Genomic DNA, 19,321 nt, shown 5'->3' with positions numbered 1-19,321 from the left:
CACGGCGAAACGGAAGGTACGGCGGGAAAGACAAAGACGTGGGAGGTCAGCCAAGCGCAGCGATGGCCTGGTTGAAGGTCTTCGACGGGCGCATGACCGCCGTGGCCTTCGCCGGGTCGGGCTGGTAGTAGCCGCCGAGGTCGACCGGCGAACCCTGCACCGCGATCAGCTCGTCGACGATGGTCTGCTCCTGCTCGGCGAGCGTCTTGGCCAGGCCCGCGAAGGCCTGCGCGAGCTTGGCGTCCTCGGTCTGCTTCGCCAGTTCCTGGGCCCAGTACAGGGCCAGGTAGAAGTGGCTGCCGCGGTTGTCGATACCGCCGAGCCGGCGGCTGGGCGACTTGTTCTCGTTGAGGAAGGTGCCGGTCGCGCGGTCGAGGGTGTCCGCGAGCACCTGGGCGCCGGCGTTGCCGGTCTTCTGTGCGAGGTGCTCGAAGCTGGCCGCCAGCGCGAAGAACTCGCCGAGGCTGTCCCAGCGCAGGTAGTCCTCCTTGACCAGCTGCTGGACGTGCTTGGGCGCGGAGCCGCCCGCGCCGGTCTCGAAGAGACCGCCGCCCGCCATCAGCGGGACGACCGAGAGCATCTTGGCGCTGGTGCCGAGCTCCAGGATCGGGAAGAGGTCGGTCAGGTAGTCGCGCAGGACGTTGCCGGTGACCGAGATCGTGTCCTCGCCGCGGCGGATGCGGTCGAGGGAGAACTTGGTCGCGTGGACCGGGGCCATGATCTCGATCTGCAGGCCCTCGGTGTCGTGCTCGGCGAGGTAGCCCCTGACCTTCTTGATCAGCTGGGCGTCGTGCGCGCGGTCCTCGTCCAGCCAGAACACCGCGGGGGCGCCGGTGGCGCGGGCGCGGGTGACGGCGAGCTTGACCCAGTCGCGGATCGGCGCGTCCTTGGCCTGGCACATCCGGAAGATGTCGCCGGCGCTGACGACCTGCTCCAGGACGACGTCGCCGGCCTCGTTCAGGACCCGCACGGTGCCCGTGGTGGGGATCTCGAAGGTCTTGTCGTGGCTGCCGTACTCCTCGGCCTTCTGCGCCATCAGGCCGACGTTGGACACCGAGCCCATGGTCGACGGGTCGAAGGCGCCGTGCGCGCGGCAGTCGTCGAGGACGACCTGGTAGACACCGGCGTAGCTGCTGTCCGGGAGGACCGCGAGGGTGTCGTGCTCCTGGCCGTCCGGGCCCCACATGTGGCCGGAGGTGCGGATCATGGCCGGCATGGAGGCGTCGACGATGACGTCGCTGGGCACGTGCAGGTTGGTGATGCCGCGGTCGGAGTCGACCATGGCCAGCTCGGGGCCCTCGGCCAGCTCGGCGTCGAAGGAGGCCTTGATCTCGGCGCCCTCGGGCAGCGACTCCAGGCCCTTGTAGATGCCGCCGAGACCGTCGTTCGGGGTCAGGCCGGCGGCGGCGAGCACCTCGCCGTACTTGGCGAAGGTCTTGGGGAAGAACGCCCGGACCACGTGGCCGAAGATGATCGGGTCGGAGACCTTCATCATCGTGGCCTTGAGGTGGACGGAGAACAGCACGCCCTCGGCCTTGGCCCGGGCGACCTGTGCGGCGAGGAACTCGCGCAGCGCGGCGACGCGCATGACGGAGGCGTCGACGACCTCGTCCGCGAGGACCGGGACCGACTCGCGCAGGACGGTGGTGGAGCCGTCGTCACCGGAGAGCTCGATGCGCAGCGTGCCGTCGGCGGGAATGACCGCGGACTTCTCGGTGGTGCGGAAGTCGTCGTTGCCCATGGTGGCGACGTTGGTCTTGGATCCGGCGGTCCACTCGCCCATGCGGTGCGGGTGGTTCTTGGCGTAGTTCTTGACCGACGCGGGGGCGCGGCGGTCGGAGTTGCCCTCGCGCAGGACCGGGTTGACGGCGCTGCCCTTGACCTTGTCGTAGCGGGCGCGGATGTCGCGCTCCTCGTCGGTCTTCGGGTCGTCCGGGTAGTCGGGCAGCGCGTAGCCCTGCTCCTGCAGCTCGGCGATCGCGGCCTTCAGCTGCGGGATCGAGGCCGAGATGTTCGGCAGCTTGATGATGTTGGCCTCGGGGGTCTTGGCGAGCCGGCCGAGCTCGGCGAGCGCGTCGTCGATCCGCTGCTCCGCCGACAGACGCTCGGGGAAGCCGGCGATGATGCGCCCGGCCAGGGAGATGTCGCGGGTCTCGACGCCGACGCCGGCCTGCGACGCGTATGCCTGGATCACCGGCAGGAAGGAATACGTCGCGAGGGCGGGTGCCTCGTCAGTGTGCGTGTAGATGATGGTCGAGTCAGTCACCGGGTGCTCCGCTCCACGTCTGCAACATTGCTCGACATCAAGATATCTCGTGGACGCCCCCCTCTCGACAGGACCCCGCCCCGGATCCCCGGGACACGGGCCACGGATCCCCGGGGCGGCGGGCGGGCCGGTCAGCCGGTGAGCCGGAAGCCGGTGATCAGGCCGGGGCGGATGCGCACCGCGCGGTCCATGGCGTGGTCCGCCCACGGCCGGAGCAGCCGCTCGTAACGGGCCAGCTCACGGGGCTCGGTGATCAGGGACGCGTAGCCGGTGACGACCACGCTCCAGCCGAGGTGGGCGACCGGGTCGATGGCGTCGGCCTCGTAGGCGACGACGGCGCCCGGATCGGCCTGCCGGGTGTGCGCGGCCAGCGCCGCGTCGGCATGGGTGCGGATGACGATGTCGCCCTCGTCCACGATGTGGTTCACCGGACGGATCGCGGGCAGCGCCTGCCGGGTGAAGACGACCCGGCCGAGCGGGACGCCGGCCAGCAGCCGCAGTGCCTCGGTGCCGTCCAGCGGGAGGGGCATCGGCATGGTTCGTATCCCTTCGGACGGCGCTGCCGCTCCGCGTCGGGCGGGAAGCCGGTCCGCGTCGGGCGGGCGCGCGGGGGCCGGCGGCAGGTTCTGGCCGCCTCAGTAGAGGACACCCGGTGGCGTGTCGCCAGGGGCCGTTCGGCCCCTGTTGCCGGACCGCGGAACTGTGTTCACTGATCCTTCGGGTCCGGCGCCTGCCATACCGCGGCGGGCCGTTCATGACGGACGTGGGCGAGGACGAGCGGGAGGTGGCGGATGCCGCGGAAACGGGCGGAACGGTGATCGCGCCGGTGGGGGCGGTGGGTCACAGGGACCTCACGCCCGACGCGTGGAAGCTGGTGCAGGCCGAACTGCCGGCCCGGCTGGAGCGGCTGGCCGACGGCGCGTACGGACTGGTACGGGCCGGCGCCGGGCTGCCGGTGGTGTTCGGGCGCGCGCTGCGCGCGGCGGGCCGCGGACTGGTCGTGCTGCTCCCCACCCAGGGGGCGGTGCCCGCGGTGCTGCCGCACCGGGACCGCCCGGCGGCCGGGGAGTTGCTGACGCTGGCCGAGCATATGCGCCTGCTGGCGTACGATCCGGCCGACCGTGACGCCTGTGTCAGGGCCGACGAGCGGATGATCACCACCTGCGGCCGGCTGCTGGCCGTCTGGGACGGTTCTCCCTCCAACGGCCTCGACGCCACCGCGCACTTGGTGGCCTTCGCCCGTGGCCGCGGCATCCCGGTGGACGTGGTGTGGCCGGCCGGGGCCGCCCGCGCAGCCGTACCGGCCTGCCGTCCGGGTCGACCCGGCTCGTAGGCTTTTCTCCCGTGGGAAGCGACACATCTATGCAGCACACACTGGCCGCTACACAGCACACACTGGCCGCCCCCGCCGCCCCCGTGCGGGTCTTCATCCTCGACGACCACGAGGTGGTGCGCCGGGGCGTACGCGATCTGCTGGAAGCCGAGCCGGACATCACCGTGACCGGCGAGGCGGCGACCGCGCGCGAGGCGCTGGCCCGGGTGCCCGCGGCGCGCCCGCAGGTGGCCGTGCTGGACGTACGGCTCGGCGAGGGCGCGAGCGACGGCAGCGATCACGGCGGGGTCGAGGTGTGCCGGGAGCTGCGCGCCCGGATGCCCGAACTGGCCTGCCTGATGCTCACGTCCTTCGACGACGACGAGGCGCTGTTCGACGCCATCATGGCGGGGGCCGCGGGCTATGTGCTCAAGCAGATCGGCGGCTCCGACCTGGTGGCCGCGGTGCGTACGGTGGCGACCGGCCGGTCCATGCTCGACCCTCGTACGGCGGCGCGGGTGATGGCGCGGCTGCGCGAGCCGCAGCCGGTGCCCGAGCCGTCCGGTGCGCCCGAACTGGAGCGGCTGTCCCCGCGTGAGCTGGAGATCCTGGACCTGATCGGGGAGGGGCTGACGAACCGGCAGATCGCCCAGCGGCTGTTCCTGGCGGAGAAGACGATCAAGAACCGGGTGTCGTCCATCCTGTCCAAGCTGGGCGTGGGGCGGCGCATCCAGGCGGCGATGCTCGCCGAGCGGCTGCGCTAGGGCCTGTCGTCAAACTCCCGTCGTCCGCCCGGCGAGGCAGGCGGGATTGACGACAGGGCCTTAGCCGCACGGCTCCCGGTAGGGCCGGGCCCTCAGTCGGCGGGGAGCGGTGCGCGCCACAGGATGCGGGTTCCGCCGCCTTCCGGGGCGGACTCGACGGTCAGTGTGCCGCCGTGCTGCTCGGCCCGGGACCGCATATTGGCCAGTCCCCCGGTGTGCTCGGCCGCGCCGATCCCCACCCCGTCGTCCGTCACGGTGAGGGCGAGGCCCTCGCCGGTGTCCGCGGCGACGAGGACGACGTCCGCCCGGCGGGCCGACGCGTGCCGGGCGGTATTGCTCAGGGCCTCGGCGGTCACGGCCAGGACATGTGCGGCCAGTTCGTCCGGGACGCTGGAGTCCACCGGCCCTTCGATGCGCAGCGACGGGGTGAAGCCGAGCGACTGGGCGGCCAGCCGGGCGGTCTCGGCCATCCGGCGGCGCAGGCCCGTGCCGCCGCGGTGGTCGCCGGCCGAGCGCAGCTCGAAGATGGTCGATCGGATGATCTTGATGGTGGAGTCCAGGTCGTCCACCGCGCGGGAGACCCGGTCGACGGCATCGGGCCGGTCGATCAGGCGGGTCGCGCTCTGCAGCGTCATGCCCGTGGCGAACAGCCGCTGGATCGCCAGATCGTGCAGATCGCGCGCGATGCGGTCGCGGTCGTGCAGGACGGCCAGCTCCTCCGACTCGGCGCGGCGGCGGCCGAGTTCGAGGGCGATCGCCGCCTGGTCGGCGAAGCCGGAGATCAGCGTCACCTCGGTGTCGTCGAAGGTCGGGCGGCCGGCCCGGCGGCTCAGCCGCAGCGCACCGCAGGCCACGGTGTCGAGGGGCAGCGGCACCGCCACCGTGGGCCCGTACACCTCCTCGCCGTCGAGGGGGTACGCCCGTGGCTCCTTGCCGATGTCCGCGGTGACCACGGGCTCCCGGGTACGGGCGGCCCGGCCGGCCAGCGACTCGTGCACGGGAGCGGACAGCCCCTGGAAGCGGGTGGCGTCACGGCCGTGCGCCACCTCCATGACGAGCCGGTCGCCCGCCCCCGCCGGCAGCAGCACGGCGGCCAGATCCGCGTCGGCGACCTCCATCGCCCGCCGGGCGATCAGCTGGAGCGCCCGGCCCACCTCGGTGCCGGCGAGCAGACTGCGGGTGATCTCGCCGAGCGCTTCGAGCCAGCGTTCCCGGCGGCGGCTCTCGTGGTACATACGGGCGTTGTCGATCGCGACACCGGCCGCGATGGACAGGGTGGTCAGTACCTTCTCGTCATCGGCGTCGAAGCCTCCGCCGCCGCGCTTCTCGGTGAGGTAGAGGTTGCCGAAGACCTCGTCGCGGACGCGCACGGGCACACCGAGGAAGGTGCGCATCGGGGGGTGGTGCTCGGGGAAGCCGTAACTGCTGGGATGCCGGGTGAGATCCGTCAGCCGCAGCGGCTCGGGGTTGCGGATGAGCTCCCCGAGAATGCCATGGCCGCAGGGCGACTGGCCGATCCGCGCGACCAGGTCGTCGGCCATGCCCACCGGCAGGAACTGGGACAGCCGCTGACCGTCGCCGACCACTCCCAGGGCCCCGTACTCGGCGTCGGTGAGGGTGACGGCGGCTTCCACGATGCCCTGCAGTACCTGGGGGAGTTCGAGGCCGCGCCCCAGGTTCATCACGGCGGTGAGCAGGCTGTGTATCCGGTCCGGTACGTCGAGCCGCGGCCACGGCGAGGCCGCGGCTGCGGGTGTGGCTGCGGGTGAAGATGAGGGTGATGCCGGAGGGGGTACTGCTTCGGTCATCGCTGCTGTCTGCTCCTGGACCGGTCCGTGGACAGCTCATCAGCGTACGGCACCTGCGGAAGGGGCCCGCCGGTGGCCCCGCCTTCCGGCCACTGCGCCGCGTCGTCACCTGCCGCCGGCAGCCGCCTCCCGCCGCGCGCAGGAGGGCCTTTCGGCCCCACCCGCGCCCCGCCGGGGTCCTGTTCGGCCCTATCCGCACCCGGTACCCCACCGCCGATCATGGGGCGGCGACCGGGAAGCTCCCGTGAGTCCCCCGTGCACATGGCGCTTCCCGGTCCGTCCTCGACAGCACAGACAGAGAGGTCGCCGTCCGGTGGGCGAGACAGGAATACAGCAGAGGGCGGCCGCGGCAGGCCACCCCGTGGGCCGTGCGGACTCCGGACGGGCCGGACGGTCGTCCTGGGTGCGGTGGCTGACCACCACGGATCACAAGCAGATCGGGACGATGTACCTGGTCTCCGCGTTCGTCTTCTTCGTCATCGGCGGTCTGATGGCGCTGCTGATGCGCGCCGAACTGGCCCGGCCCGGCACCCAGATCATGTCGAACGAGCAGTTCAACCAGGCGTTCACGATGCACGGCTCGGTGATGCTGCTGCTCTTCGCGATGCCGCTGTTCACCGGTTTCGCCAACTGGCTGATGCCGCTGCAGATCGGCGCGCCCGATGTGGCCTTCCCCCGTCTGAACATGCTGGCGTTCTGGCTGTTCCTCTTCGGATCGCTGATCGCCGCGGGCGGGTTTCTCACTCCGCAGGGCGCCGCCGACTTCGGCTGGTTCCTGTACGCGCCGCTGTCGGACGCGGTGCACTCACCGAGCGTCGGCGCCGACATGTGGATCATGGGCGTGGCGCTGTCCGGGTTCGGCAGCATCCTGGGCGCGGTCAACTTCATCACCACCATCATCTGCCTGCGCGCTCCGGGCATGACGATGTTCCGGATGCCGGTCTTCACCTGGAACGTGCTGCTGACCGGCGTCCTGATCCTGATGGTCTTCCCCGTCCTGGCCGCCGCGCTGTTCGCCCTGGAGATGGACCGGAAGTTCGGCTCGCACATCTTCGACGCGGCCAACGGCGGCGCACTGCTGTGGCAGCACCTCTTCTGGTTCTTCGGCCACCCCGAGGTCTACGTCCTCGCGCTGCCGTTCTTCGGGATCGTCTCCGAGGTCATACCGGTCTTCTCCCGGAAGCCGATGTTCGGCTACATGGGCCTGATCGCGGCGACGATCTCGATCGCGGGGCTGTCGGTGACGGTGTGGGCGCACCACATGTACGTCACGGGCGGGGTGCTGCTGCCGTTCTTCTCGTTCATGACGTTCCTGATCGCGGTGCCGACGGGCGTGAAGTTCTTCAACTGGATCGGCACCATGTGGCGGGGGTCGCTGAGCTTCGAGACGCCGATGCTGTGGGTGACCGGCTTCCTGACCACCTTCACCTTCGGCGGTCTCACCGGCGTCATCCTGGCCGCGCCCCCGCTGGACTTCCACGTCTCCGACTCGTACTTCGTCGTCGCGCACTTCCACTACACGCTGTTCGGCACCGTCGTGTACGCCATGTTCGCCGGATTCCACTTCTGGTGGCCGAAGTTCACCGGCAAGCTGCTCGACGAGCGCCTCGGCAAGATCACGTTCTGGACGCTCACCGCCGGATTCCACCTCACCTTCCTCGTGCAGCACTGGCTGGGCGCCGAGGGCATGCCCCGCCGGTACGCGGACTACCTCGCCGCCGACGGCTTCACCCTGCTCAACTCCCTCTCCACCATCGGGTCGTTCGTCCTGGGCCTGTCGTTCCTGCCGTTCTTCTACAACGTCTGGAAGACCGCCAAGTACGGCGAGCGGGTCGGTACCGACGATCCGTGGGGCTATGGCCGTTCGCTGGAGTGGGCCACCTCCTGCCCGCCTCCCCGGCACAACTTCACCGCTCTGCCGCGTATCCGCTCCGAGTCACCGGCCTTCGATCTGCACCACCCCGAGATCGCCGCCGAAGCGGCCCACCGCTGAGGCGCGGGAAGGAACCATGTCCCCTTACGTCCTTGCCCTGGGTGTCGCGGCGCTGACCGCGTCCGGCTGTGTCTGGTACCTGCCGGCACTCGCGGACCTGCGGGCGGGCGACGACCGCCCGGTCTCCCTCCGCACCGCCGCGGCGGGCTGCCTGACCGGCTGGGCGACGCTCGCGGCCCTCGCCCTGCCGCTCCTCGCGGACGCGGCGTGGTGGGTGCCGTGCGCCGTGGCCGCGGTGGGGGCGGTGGCCACGGCCACCCTCCGCGTACGGGCCCGTGTCCACCGCAAGCGGGAGGCGGCCGAACAGGAGGAACTCCGCCGCTGGGCGGCCGTGTGACGCGCATGGCACAGGGCCCCGGCCGCGGGCCGGTCCGTTGGATCACCGGTGCGGAACGACCACGAGGGGCCCGGGTGCCAGGTGGGAGAGGCCGCGGCTGGTCGAACCGAGCACCATGCCGCGGAATCCCCCCACCCCGCGCGACCCCACGACCAGGCAGCGCGCGCCCGCGGCCCGCTCGGCGAGCCGCACCGTCGGGTTGCCGACCGCCACCTCCTGCGCCACGGTGACCCGCGGGTACTTCTCCCGCAGGCCGGCGAGGGCCGCGGCGAGGTCGGTGCCGGGCTCCTGCGCCTGCGGACGTTCGGGCCAGTCGCCGTGGTGCGGACGCCGTACCTGCACCACCAGCAGGTCGGCGTCCCACGCGGCCGCCTCCGCGATGGCGAAGGCCAGCGCGGTGGCCGAGGCCGCGGAACCGTCCAGCCCCACCATGACCGGCCCGGACGGGTCGAACCCGGATGCCGGATGCAGCACGATCACGAGGGGGCAGGGAGGGTGTCCGACGAGCGCCGGCCCGGTCGTACCGAAGGTGAGGGCCTCGCCCGGCCCGGATGCCCGATGCCCCCCGACGACCAGCAGGGACGCCTCCTCGGCCACCTCCCGCAGCACGGCCGTCGGGCGGCCGTCGAGCAGGCGAGTGGTGATCGGCAGTCCGGGCAGCCGCTCCGCCGTCGCGTCCCGGAGGTCGTCGAGCACCGACTGCCCGGCGGCCCGGAAATGGGACGCCCATGCCTGGTCGGACGCGTCACGCCGGTCCTTCGGGGCCGCTCCGGCGGGCCACTCCTGGGCATGGACCAGGCAGAGCGGCCATCCGTGCCGGGCCGCGGCGTCGGCCGCCCAGTCCACCGCCGCGCGGGCCGTCGTCGAGCGGGCCACTCCCACGACCACCTGTCCGTTCACATCCTGGCTGTGCATGCTCCCTCTTGTCACGGGCCGCTCCTCACGGGAACAGATCCGGGGTACTCGGGGCCGGCCCGGCCGCCGGCCGCCCCGGCTGTGCGGCCGTGTCGTCCTCTTCGAACGTGAGCCGGTCGAGGACCTCCACCACGCCGTCCACGCTCTCGCACAGCCGCACGGCGACCGGGATGAGGCTTCGGCGCCGGATGGCGCCGCTCAGCGTCACCATGCCGTCGGTGACCTCGACGGTGACGGCGGACGGTGGCACACCCAGCGTGCGGGTCAGTACGTCTTCCAGAATCTCCTCCTGGATCGCCCGGTCGCGCCGCAGGAACAGCTGGATGAGGTCACTGCGGCTGATCACACCGATCAGCCGGCCGGCCCCGTCCACCACGGGCAGGCGCTTGACCTTCTTCTCGTCCATGGTCCGGGCCGCCCGCACCACGCTCCACTCGGGGTGCGCCACCACGGCCGGACTGGTCATGAGCGCTTCGGCGGTGGCCGGACCCATCTTCTCGATATGCCTGCGCAGCAGATCCGCTTCGGAGACGACTCCCACCGGCCGTTCGCCCTCGTCGATCACCGGGACGGCGGTGATGTCGTACTCCTCCAGCAGGCGCGCGATCTCCCGGAACGAGGTGCCCCGTTGGACGACGACGGCGTTGGGCGTCATCAGATCGGCGACGCTGCGGTGCCTCATCTGCCGTGCCTCATCATCTGCAGTGCCTCATCTCGGACCACTCAGTCGTGCGGGACCACGGCCACCGGGCAGGTCACATGGTGGATGGCGGCATGTGCGACCGGGCCGACGCGTGGTGCGAGCAGGGGCCGCTGCCGTCTGCGGCCGACCGCCACGAGTTCGGCTCCGGCGGCCGTCTGGATGATCGCCCGCGTCGGGCTCTCCGGCAGCACGGTCAGCTGCACCGGAACGTCCGGGAACCGCTCCTGCCACGGCTCGACGACGGCCCGCAGCTCGGCGTCCGCCGCCTGGACGATGTCCGCCGTGACATCGGGGTCGGGTCCCCACGGGGCGTAGGCGTACACCGGAAGCGCGCGGCCGTGCACGGCCCGCAGCGGACGGCCGCGGCTCCGCGCGGCGTCGAAGGCGAACGCCAGCAGGCGTTCACAGGGGCCGTTCAGGCTCACCCCGACGACGACCCCCGGCTCGGCGACGCCCGGCTCGGCGACCCCCGGCCCGGTGCCCGGCGGCGGGCCGCCCGCGGCCTCCTCGCCCGGTCGTGCACCCGCGGATTCCCGGCCCGGCCGTGGTGCTCCCGCGGCTTCGGCGCCTTCCCGGACGAGGACGACCGGCCCCTCGGCTCGGCCCACGACGTCCAGGCTGGTGTCGCCGAACGCGTAGCTCTGCAGCATCCCCAGCGCCCGTGAGCCGAGCACCAGCATCAGCGACTCGTCCGCCGCGCGCAGCAGTGCCGGCTCGGCCTCGTCGCCGACCAGGTCCTCGATGATCGTCAGATGCGGGTGGCGTTCCCGCACCGCTTCCCGCGCCTCGCGCACGATCCGCCGGGCACCGGCGTTCTGGTCCCGCTCGGGAGGTGTGTCGGGCGCCTCGGCGGCCAGCAGGATCCAGGCGTGCAGCAGGCGCAGCGTGGCATGCCGCCGGTCCGCCTCGTCTGCGGCCCACTGCGCGGCGGCCAGGCTCTCCGGCGCGCCGTCGAGCCCTACGGTGATGACTCCTGGCTCCATGGCTGGCTCCACGGCTGTCCTTCGGATCTCTCCATGGCCGTCCGGCGGTTCCGGGGGCGTCCGGCACCGCCACTTCACCCATCGTCACCCACATCGCAGGGCCGCGCCACGGCGGTCCGCCCCGCTGTGCGCGGACGGTCCGGCCCGCCACCGCACAGGGATCCTCCGCGCCTGTCCCCGCGTCCCTTCGCGAAGCGCTGCGGCCGGAGGGACCATGCGAGTAGGGGCCTCGCTCATGAGGTGCCCTGCGGGCGACAGGTCCGCGACGGAAGCCCTTGGGGGTGACACCCGATGATGTTCTGGGACGGCCGTTGGGACGGCTACGGCCACAGTGGGTGGGGCTGGTTCGCCATGTCGGTCAGCATGCTGCTGTTCCTGGCGCTGATCGTGCTGGTCGTGCTCCTGCTCGTGCGCGCGTTCAGCCGCGGCGGCTCGGCCGCCTTCTGGGAGCGTCCCGCCCCGCCCGGCGCGCCGGGCACGGTCCGGGCCAGCGCCGAGCAGATCCTCGCCGAGCGGTTCGCCCGCGGCGAGATCGACGAGGAGGAGTACCACCGGCGCCTGGCCGCGCTCCGTGGCGCACCGCCCGGTACGGCCGGGTGAAGTCCGGCGTTTACGTCCGGGTGACGGTCGTCCGTCGGGTCAGGACGCGGCGAGCAGCAGCCGTTCCAGCAGGTGGACGGCGGTGATCACGCCGAGCAGGCGCACGCCGGTCCGGTCCCGGTCCACGACCGCCACCAGCGGACTGCGCACCTCCGCCATCAGCGCCGCGACCTCCAGCGCCGTGTCGTCGGGCGCCGCGACCGGTGGCCTGGCGGCCGACTTCGACAGACAGTCGCGTACGGTGCGGCCCTCCAGCGCCTGGCACAGCCGGTCGGCGTGGCGCTCGTCCACCACGGCCGCCAGGGTCGGGTCCTCCACGACATAGCCGGGCACCAGGGCCTTGATCATCTGGGAGGCGGGCAGGATCGCCGCCGGCGCGCCCTGCTCGTCCACCACCAGCAGGCCGGGCAGCCGGTGTTCGGCCATCAGCCGGGCCGCGGCCAGGGCCTCACTGTCGAGGCCGACGGTCTCGTACTCCACTGCCAGGTCACGTGCGCGCACGATCGGCTCCTGTCTCCCCTGTACGGTGCCCGTCTTCGGCGCCGCGGTCACGGCGCCGGGACGGCCCTGGGCACCTTACAGTCGGGCGGCGTGCCGGGCGGAGGGGTTGGGCGGGAGCCGATCGGGATCGGTGGCGCGGGTGATCGCGGATTCGACCGCGGCGATGCGGTCGGTGAGCCGGCCGAGGGCGGCGACCGTGCGGGTCCCCGGGTCGCTCTCGCTGCCGCCGAGGGCCTGGGCGCGCGCGTACGACGCCTTCACCTCGGCCCAGCGCGCCGCCTGTTCGCCCGCCAGCGTGCCCCGCAGCTCGGCCAGCTTCAGCAGGTTGGCCTCGGCGCCGGTGGTGAGGGTCTGGGCCTCGGCCGTGTAGTGGTCGTCGATGACGGCGGCCAGTTCGGTGGCGTTCATCACCGGCTGGATGCGCTGAGCGATCTTGTTCATGTTGCGGTACGAGCCCTGGAGCCGGAAGGGCGGCTCGGTGCGGCTGGCATCGGACTGGGCCGCCGAGGCGATATAGGCCGTATTGACCGCCAGGACCGTCTCGCGGGCCGTGAGCAGGTGGCGCAGCACGGCCACGATCCGCTCCAGCTCGGCCGGCGTGTAGGGGTGGGTGAGCCGGTCGGCGCGGGCCGTGGAGTCGCCCTCGGCGAGGCGGAGCAACAGGTCGAGGTCGGCGCGGTCGCGGCCGGCGAGCGGCGCCAGGACCGGGTTCGCGGCGAGGGAGTTCTCGACGAAGCTGAGCGCGAACGCGTCCTCCTTGCCGGTCAGCACCTCACCGAGGTTCCACACGTCGGCGCGGTTGGCGAGCATGTCGGGGACGCGGAAGCGGCTGCCGGACTCGGTGTAGGGGTTGCCGGCCATGCAGACCGCGAACCGCTTGCCGCGCAGGTCGTAGGTGCGCGGCTCGCCGTCCCGCACCCCCTCGATGCGGCGCGTGGCGTCGCACAGCGGAATGAACTTCTGCAGCAGCTCGGGCGAGGTGTGCTGGATGTCGTCGAGGTAGAGGAGGGTGTTGTTGCCCGTTTCCAGCGCGAAGTTGATCTTCTCGACCTCCTGCCGGGCGGTGGCGTTCGGGGCCTCGGCGGGGTCGAGGGACGTCACGGCGTGGCCCAGCGCCGGGCCGTTGACCTTGACCAGGATCAGGCCGAGCCGGTCGGCGACGTACTCCATGAGCGTCGTCTTGCCGTAGCCGGGCGGGGAGATGAGCAGGAGCAGGCCGCCGCTGTCGGTGCGCCTGGCCTCGCCCGTGGTGCCGAGCTGCTTGGCGAGGCTGTCGCCGACCAGCGGCAGGTACACCTCGTCGATCAGCTTGCTCCGCACGAACGACGGCATCACCCGCGGCCGGTACTCGTCCAGCCGGATCCGGGAGCGCTCGGCGGCCACCAGCGCCGTACGGCGGCGCTGGTAGGCGCGGTGGGCGGGAACCTCCTGCGCACGGAAGCGCCGGGTGCGGGCCAGGAGTTCGTCGACCCGGATGCCGAGCGTACGGCCGCTGAGGCGCGGGTGCGTGCCGAGCAGCCCCTCGACGGTCTCGGCGAGCGGGGCGTCGGAGCCGTAGCGGACCAGCTCCGGGCACAGCTCGGCGGCCACCGCCTCGGCGAGGTCTCCGGGGGCGGTTCCGGTGCCGGTGGCGGAGGTGTACGACGACAGCCACGCCTCGACGAGCTGCTTGCGGGCGGCGAGTTCACCGAGGGCGGCGAGGTCGTCGTCGTACGCCGACGTGCCCACGGTACGGCGGAACGTGTCGAGCAGCGTGCGGGCACCGGCGCTGAGCACGAAGCCGTCGGGGCCGCTGGTCAGCTCTTCGAAGAGGTACGCGGCGGCGTCGCCGGCGGCCGCTCCGCCGATCGCCTCCGCCAGCTCCGCCCGCAGATCGTCGATCGCGGGGGTCAGCCCGAAGGTGTGCCGGGCCCGGGCCATGGACACCGCGCGCCGGGTCCAGCTCTCGCGCTCCCCGGCCGTCGTGCCGTGCGCCCAGAACAGCTGGGCGGCGGCCCGGGCGGCGGGCTCGTGGCACAGCGGGCCCGCCTGCGCGGACAGGCGGAGCAGTGCGGCGAGGATCAGGGCCGCGTCGTGGTCGTGTACGCCCCGCTCGTACCCCTCGTCGTACGCCGCCTCCGCGGCCTGCCGGACCAGGGCAGGGAGGTCATCGGCCGCCGCCAGGGCCGCCGGGCCGTGCTCGTCCAGCAGCCGGGCGGCCAGGTGCTCGGCGCGGTAGACGTCCGGGGACTCGGAGGGCAGCAGGCGGTCCCAGTACGGGCGGGTGGCCGCGAAGTCGGGGTCCGTCACCGGGGCGCGGTAGTCCGTGCCGGTCAGGGCGAAGGCGAGGCCGTCGCCGTGCGGGACCAGGGTCAGCTCCAGCGGCTGGGTGTTGACGGCGAAGCGGTGGGTGCCCAGGCGGATCGTCCGGCCGTCGTCGGCGTAGAGGTCGGTGCGGTCGCGCAGGGCGCGGACGGCCTCCTGGCGGGCGGCCTTGAGGCGGCCGTCCAGCTCCTCCGCCCTTACCTGGTCCCCGAGTTCGCGCAGTTCGTCGGCGACGCGGCGGACCTTGGCGGGCATCGGGTCGGAGGTGAAGTACGTGGCGACGGCGTCCGCGTCGGCGAGGCCGGCGGCGCGGCGGGTGACCGTCTCCAGGACGCGGGCCGCCGAGTCGGCGAGCCGTTCGGCGCGCCGGGAACGGGCGTCGGCGAGGGTCTGTTTGCGCGCCGAGAACGCCTCGTGGACCTCGTCACGCTTGTCCGCGAGCTCGCCGAGGAAGTCGTCGAACTCGGCGAACCGGGACTCCAGGTTCTCGATCTGCACCAGCGTGCGGGCCAGCTGCTCGTCGCACGCCTCGGGGCTGTCGGCGGCGGCCAGCGCACCGGTGACGGACTGGCCGAGCAGGGCGAACTCGGCGGCGAACTCGGCCCGTCCCTCGGAGTCGAGGAGGGCGCGGCGGCGGGCGTCGAGGGTGGCGCGGGCGCGGTTGGCGCCGCCGAGGACCTCCGCGATCCGCTCCAGGACGGAGGTACGGACGGTGGCGTCGCCGATGTCGAGCCCGGCGACCACTTCGGTCACCGTGCGCAGACCGTCGGTGAGTTCGTCGATGCGGGCGGCGACGGACGCGGCCTCGGCGACGGTGGCGATCTCCCCGGCGTCGGTGACGAGCCGCTCGACGTCCGTCCGGTACCCGGCGAAGGCGTCCTCGCGGGCGAGGTGCTCGACGGCACGCCTGCCGAAGGTGGCGAGGTCGGACTCGACGTCGGCGGCCAGCTCGTCGATACCGGCGGTGTCCGCGTACCGCAGGTCCTTGAGGGGGAGCAGGTGGCCCTGGGCGTGCCGGAGTTCGGTCAGTCCGGTGACCCAGGCGGTGGCGCTGCGCGGGGCCTCGCCGCGCAGCCGGCGGACGACCGCGGCGACCCGCGCGCCGGCCTCGGCGAGCGCGTCGGCGGCCTGCCGGGTGAGGGACTGGACGTTCTCGAACTCGGCGAGGACCTGTTCCGCGGTGACCCGCACCTGCGTGAGCGGCTCCAGCAGGTCACCGAGTTCGGCGTCGCCCAGCCAGTGGTAGGAGTCGGCGGCCCGGACACACGCGGCGACCAGCGCCTGGTACATCTGGCTCGTCGGTGCCGTCCCGGCCGCCGCGCTCGTGAGGGACAGGCAGTCGGAGATACCGCGGACGAGGTCGGCGTTGCCGACGCGGGCCAGGGCGCCGGTACCGACGGGCCGGGCGGCGGCGTACAGGTCGGAGACGTATGGGGAGTTCCACCGCTGGACGGGGTGGACGCGCTGCGGCTCGGCGCCGGTTCCCGCGGGGTCCCCGCGCAGCACGACGAGCGCGCCGTCGTCGCACAGCGCCCAGCCGTGGCAGGACAGGGGGGTGGCGACCTCCTTGCGGATCATGTTGTACGGCAGCAGCAGGCTCCGGCCCGCCACACGCGCGTGGAAGGCGAACAGGACGTCCTCGCCGTTCGGGGAGCGGACGACGCGCTCGAACTCCAGGTCGGCGGTGTCGACGCCGTCGAACGTCTTGTGTGCGCCGGTGGCCAGGCAGTATCCGCCAGGGAAGACGATGCCCTGGTCCTCGGGCAGCCGGCGGCAGGCCTGGCCGATGCCGTCGAGGCGGACGACCGTCCTGGTGAGCGTGTGGAAGACCAGGTGGCGGTCGGTGTCCTCCTTGTAGGGGCGGACCCGCAGCAGGATCAGGGCACCCACCCGCGCATAGGCGATCTCCGCGTCGGCGAGCGACTGCAGCGGCTCGTCGACCGGCTCGGAGTGGATCCCCTCCCCCGTCTCCGTGTCGTCCTCGGTCTTGACGGTGAGAGTGCCGCCGGCCGTCCCGACGAAGACCTCGCCGCCGATGGAGACATGCGGGTGGCGGCCGAGGACATGGTCCTCACGGGTCGTCGGGGTCCACTCGACGTCGTGGGAGGGCGGGAAGGCATGGTCGCGGTCGCCGCGCGCGTCGAGGAACTCCGCCCGGCCGTCCTCGGACAGCTCCCAGCGCAGGACGCGGATGTCGTCCGCCTTCTCGCCGGTCCGGAAGACGGCGAGCATCCTGCCGTCGACGCGCCGCAGCTGCAGCAGGTGGGCCTGGCGGTAGTAGCGGTGCAGGGCCGCGAACTCCCGGACGAAGGCGGGGTCGTCGAGCAGACCGGGCACGGCGTCGTCGGGCAGCGGGTGAAGATCACGGTCGTACAGCGCGAAGACGTCGCCCACGGTGGTCTCGGCCCGGTTCCCGGGGAACGCGTGGGAGCCGAGGAGCAGCACCTCACCGACGGCCACGATGTCCCGGGGCACGCAGCCGCGCTCGGTGCGCAGCCGCTCGGTGCCGGCCAGTTCGAGCCGGGCCGAGCCGAACTCCTCGGTGCGGCGGGCGTTGAGTGCCTCCGCACGGCGGGCGAGTTCGGCGGTCTGCGCGGTGAGCCGGTCGCGCAGCACCTCGTACGTGCCGGTGTCCGGGCCGGTGCCGGTGGTCATGGGGTCCCTCTCAGGAAGTCAGGAAAAGCACGGTCCGGAGCCGCCGTCCCCTGTGCGGCGGCTCCGGACCGCGGGTCTGTCAGGCCTGCGCGCAACCGTTTCGGTCAGGCCTGCGCACTGCCGTTTCGGTCAGGCCTGCGCGCTGCCGTTGAGCGCGGCCAGCGAGGTGTCCGCGAGACCCAGCTCGCCGGCCTTGTCCAGCAGCTGCTGGAGCTGCCCGGCGTTGGTACCGCCGGTCTTCATCAGCTTCATCAGCAGGGCGGAGACGGTCAGGTTCTGCACGTCGGCCGTGGAGACCGAGCCGAGGATGCGGCTGAGGTCGTCGGTGAAGCTCGACGTGCCGTCCAGCCAGGGCTTGGCCAACGCCTGCGCGGTCTCGGAGTGCTGGACGAATCCGTCGACGCCCTTGCCGAGCGCGATCGAGGACACCAGCCGGTCGAAGAAGACCGACTCGCCGCCGACGATGTTGATGTCGGCGTTCTCCAGCCCGGTGGCGAGCACCGTGGCCTGCGCCTCGGCGACCTGCCGCTGGACGTCCAGGCCGGCGAGCCGGACGTCCTTCTCGGCCTCCAGGCGCAGCCGGTACTCCTCGTGCCCGCGGGACGCCTCGTCGAGGGCGGCCATCGCGGCGGCCTTCTGGTGGAGGCCCTCCGCCTCGGCCTTGAGCTTCTCGGCGACGGCCGTGGCCTCGGCGAGCGCCTTCGCCTTGCCGCCCTCGGCCTCCGCCCGCAGCCGGGCCTCGGCGGCCTCGGCCTCGGCGCGGCCGGCCTTCGCGATGACCTCGGCCTCCTTGTCGCGGACCGTGACGGCGGCCAGGCCCTCGGCGGCGGCCTCCGCCTGGACGGCCTCGGCCAGGCGCAGCTTGGCCTGCGCGTCGAGGTCGGCGGTCTTCAACCGGGCCTCGGCCAGGGTGAGTTCCTCGGCGGCGCGGTGCGTGGCGGCCTGCTCGGCGGCCTCCGCGGCCTTGATGTCCTTGACCAGCTTCTCCTGCGCCTCGGCCTCGGCGGCGATGATGACGGCCTGCCGTCCCCGCTCCGCCTCCTCCACGGCGCGCAGCTTCTTGATGGACTCCTCCTGCTCGGCGACCGTACGGTCCACCGCGACGCGCTCCCGGATGACCTCGGCGATCTCCCGCTTCTCCGCCTCGACCTCCTTCTCGGCGGCGATCCGCGTCAGCTCGGTCTCCCGCTCCCGGGCGATGACTTCGAGCAGCCGGTCCTTCTCGATCCGCTCGTTCTCGATGGCGATGACCCGCTCGCGGTTCTTCTCGGCGACCGCGACCTCGCGGGCCTGGTTCTCGCGCTGTACGCCCAGCTGCTCCTCGGTGCGCAGGAAGGCGCCCTGCGCGCGCAGCCGCTCCTCCTCGACCACCCGTGCCGTCTCGGCCTCCTCACGGGCCCGTACGGTCTCGATCTCCCGCCGCTGCTTGATCTCGGCGTCGGCCTGGCGGCGCTCCAGCTCCAGGATGGCCTCCCGGGCGTCGACGTTCTGCCGGGTGATCTCCTTCTCCTCGGTGCGCTGGGCCTCATTGGTGCGCACATGCTCGGTGGCGGTCAGCTCGGTGATCTTCCGGATGCCCTGGGCGTCGAGCACGTTGGCCGGGTCGAGCTGGGTGAGCGGCGTCTGCTCCAGGTAGTCGATCGCCGCGTCCTCGAGGTGGTAGCCGTTGAGGTCGACGCCGATGACCTCGATGATCCGGTACCGCAGTTCATCGCGCTTGGTGTACAGGTCGGTGAAGTCCAGCTGCTTGCCGACGGTCTTCAGCGCCTCGGAGAACTTCGCGTGGAACAGCTCCTGGAGCGTGTCCCGGTCGCTGGCCCGTGCGGTGCCGACGGCCTGGGCGACCCTGATGACGTCCGGCACGGTCTTGTTGACCCGGACGAAGAACGAGATGCGGATGTCGGCGCGGATGTTGTCGCGGCAGATCAGGCCCTCCCGGCCGGTCCGGGTGATCTCGATGGTCTTCACCGAGATGTCCATCACCTCGGCCTTGTGCAGCACCGGCAGGACGACCTGTCCGGTGAAGGTCACATCGACCTTGCGCATCTTCGACACGATCAGCGCCTTGCCCTGCTCCACCTTGCGGAACAGCCGGGAGACCACCAGGAGTACGACGGCGGCGACGAGCAGGACAACGGCGACGAGCGCACCGATGCCCACGGTGAGGGAATCCATAAGAA

General features: G+C 72.4%; 14 protein-coding genes. 5 read left to right on the top strand and 9 right to left on the bottom strand.

What is annotated here, in order from left to right:
- Positions 1-46 precede the first annotated feature (46 nt).
- Positions 47-2,266, bottom strand: a complete 2,220-nt coding sequence (locus AZE13_RS12625; protein ID WP_066930485.1) for an NADP-dependent isocitrate dehydrogenase — start codon at positions 2,264-2,266, stop codon at positions 47-49.
- Between the two features lie 131 nt (positions 2,267-2,397).
- The gene (locus tag AZE13_RS12620; RefSeq protein ID WP_066930484.1) at positions 2,398-2,802 is read right to left on the bottom strand and encodes a pyridoxamine 5'-phosphate oxidase family protein; all 405 of its coding nucleotides are present in this window, start codon (positions 2,800-2,802) and stop codon (positions 2,398-2,400) included.
- Between the two features lie 218 nt (positions 2,803-3,020).
- On the opposite strand from AZE13_RS12620, the gene AZE13_RS12615 reads away from it, so the two are divergent.
- Together AZE13_RS12615 and AZE13_RS12610 are read left to right on the top strand one after the other, a co-directional pair.
- A complete protein-coding gene (locus AZE13_RS12615; RefSeq protein WP_258527763.1) occupies positions 3,021-3,599 on the top strand; it encodes a hypothetical protein in 579 nt (192 codons plus the stop codon).
- Between the two features lie 29 nt (positions 3,600-3,628).
- Positions 3,629-4,342 (top strand): response regulator, encoded by a 714-nt coding sequence (locus tag AZE13_RS12610; RefSeq protein WP_066930483.1) that lies wholly within the window; start codon positions 3,629-3,631, stop codon positions 4,340-4,342.
- Positions 4,343-4,434: 92 nt separating this feature from the next.
- Here the strand turns inward: AZE13_RS12610 and AZE13_RS12605 are convergent, their stop codons facing one another.
- Positions 4,435-6,024 carry a GAF domain-containing sensor histidine kinase gene (locus AZE13_RS12605; protein ID WP_066930482.1) on the bottom strand — a complete coding sequence of 530 codons (1,590 nt, stop codon included), beginning with the start codon at positions 6,022-6,024 and terminating at the stop codon, positions 4,435-4,437.
- A gap of 571 nt (positions 6,025-6,595) precedes the next feature.
- Between AZE13_RS12605 and ctaD the strand changes: the two genes are divergently transcribed.
- Both ctaD and AZE13_RS12595 read left to right on the top strand, forming a co-directional pair.
- Complete coding sequence (gene ctaD, locus AZE13_RS12600; protein WP_398780143.1) at positions 6,596-8,143, top strand: cytochrome c oxidase subunit I; 1,548 nt, start codon at positions 6,596-6,598, stop codon at positions 8,141-8,143.
- 16 nt (positions 8,144-8,159) lie between these two features.
- Complete coding sequence (locus tag AZE13_RS12595; protein WP_066930481.1) at positions 8,160-8,480, top strand: hypothetical protein; 321 nt, start codon at positions 8,160-8,162, stop codon at positions 8,478-8,480.
- Positions 8,481-8,522: 42 nt separating this feature from the next.
- On the opposite strand, the gene AZE13_RS12590 is transcribed toward AZE13_RS12595, so the two are convergent.
- Genes AZE13_RS12590 through AZE13_RS12580 form a run of 3 tightly spaced genes read right to left on the bottom strand, consistent with a single transcriptional unit; the run spans position 8,523 to position 11,081 of the window.
- The gene (locus AZE13_RS12590) at positions 8,523-9,410 is read right to left on the bottom strand and encodes a universal stress protein (protein WP_147264650.1); all 888 of its coding nucleotides are present in this window, start codon (positions 9,408-9,410) and stop codon (positions 8,523-8,525) included.
- A gap of 10 nt (positions 9,411-9,420) precedes the next feature.
- Positions 9,421-10,077 (bottom strand): CBS domain-containing protein, encoded by a 657-nt coding sequence (locus AZE13_RS12585; protein ID WP_066930479.1) that lies wholly within the window; start codon positions 10,075-10,077, stop codon positions 9,421-9,423.
- A gap of 41 nt (positions 10,078-10,118) precedes the next feature.
- On the bottom strand, positions 10,119-11,081 hold the full coding sequence (locus AZE13_RS12580; protein ID WP_066930476.1) for a universal stress protein: 963 nt from the start codon (positions 11,079-11,081) through the stop codon (positions 10,119-10,121).
- Between the two features lie 291 nt (positions 11,082-11,372).
- Here AZE13_RS12580 and AZE13_RS12575 point away from each other — a divergent pair, with 291 nt between their 5' ends.
- The gene (locus tag AZE13_RS12575) at positions 11,373-11,681 is read left to right on the top strand and encodes an SHOCT domain-containing protein (protein ID WP_066930475.1); all 309 of its coding nucleotides are present in this window, start codon (positions 11,373-11,375) and stop codon (positions 11,679-11,681) included.
- 39 nt (positions 11,682-11,720) lie between these two features.
- Here AZE13_RS12575 and AZE13_RS12570 read toward each other — a convergent pair whose 3' ends face one another.
- The 3 genes from AZE13_RS12570 to AZE13_RS12560 all read right to left on the bottom strand — a co-directional run bounded on the left by AZE13_RS12570 (position 11,721) and on the right by AZE13_RS12560 (position 19,316).
- A complete protein-coding gene (locus tag AZE13_RS12570; protein ID WP_066930643.1) occupies positions 11,721-12,182 on the bottom strand; it encodes a CBS domain-containing protein in 462 nt (153 codons plus the stop codon).
- Positions 12,183-12,257: 75 nt separating this feature from the next.
- A complete protein-coding gene (locus AZE13_RS12565) occupies positions 12,258-17,141 on the bottom strand; it encodes a DNA repair ATPase (RefSeq protein ID WP_066930474.1) in 4,884 nt (1,627 codons plus the stop codon).
- 129 nt (positions 17,142-17,270) lie between these two features.
- A complete protein-coding gene (locus tag AZE13_RS12560; RefSeq protein ID WP_066930472.1) occupies positions 17,271-19,316 on the bottom strand; it encodes a hypothetical protein in 2,046 nt (681 codons plus the stop codon).
- Positions 19,317-19,321 lie beyond the last annotated feature (5 nt).

Origin of the sequence: Streptomyces sp. NBRC 110611, from assembly GCF_001590865.1 — a bacterium.
Taxonomy (GTDB): Bacteria; Actinomycetota; Actinomycetes; order Streptomycetales; family Streptomycetaceae; genus Streptomyces.
Note: the sequence above shows the minus strand (reverse complement) of the source record. Positions and strands in the feature narration are given on the sequence as shown.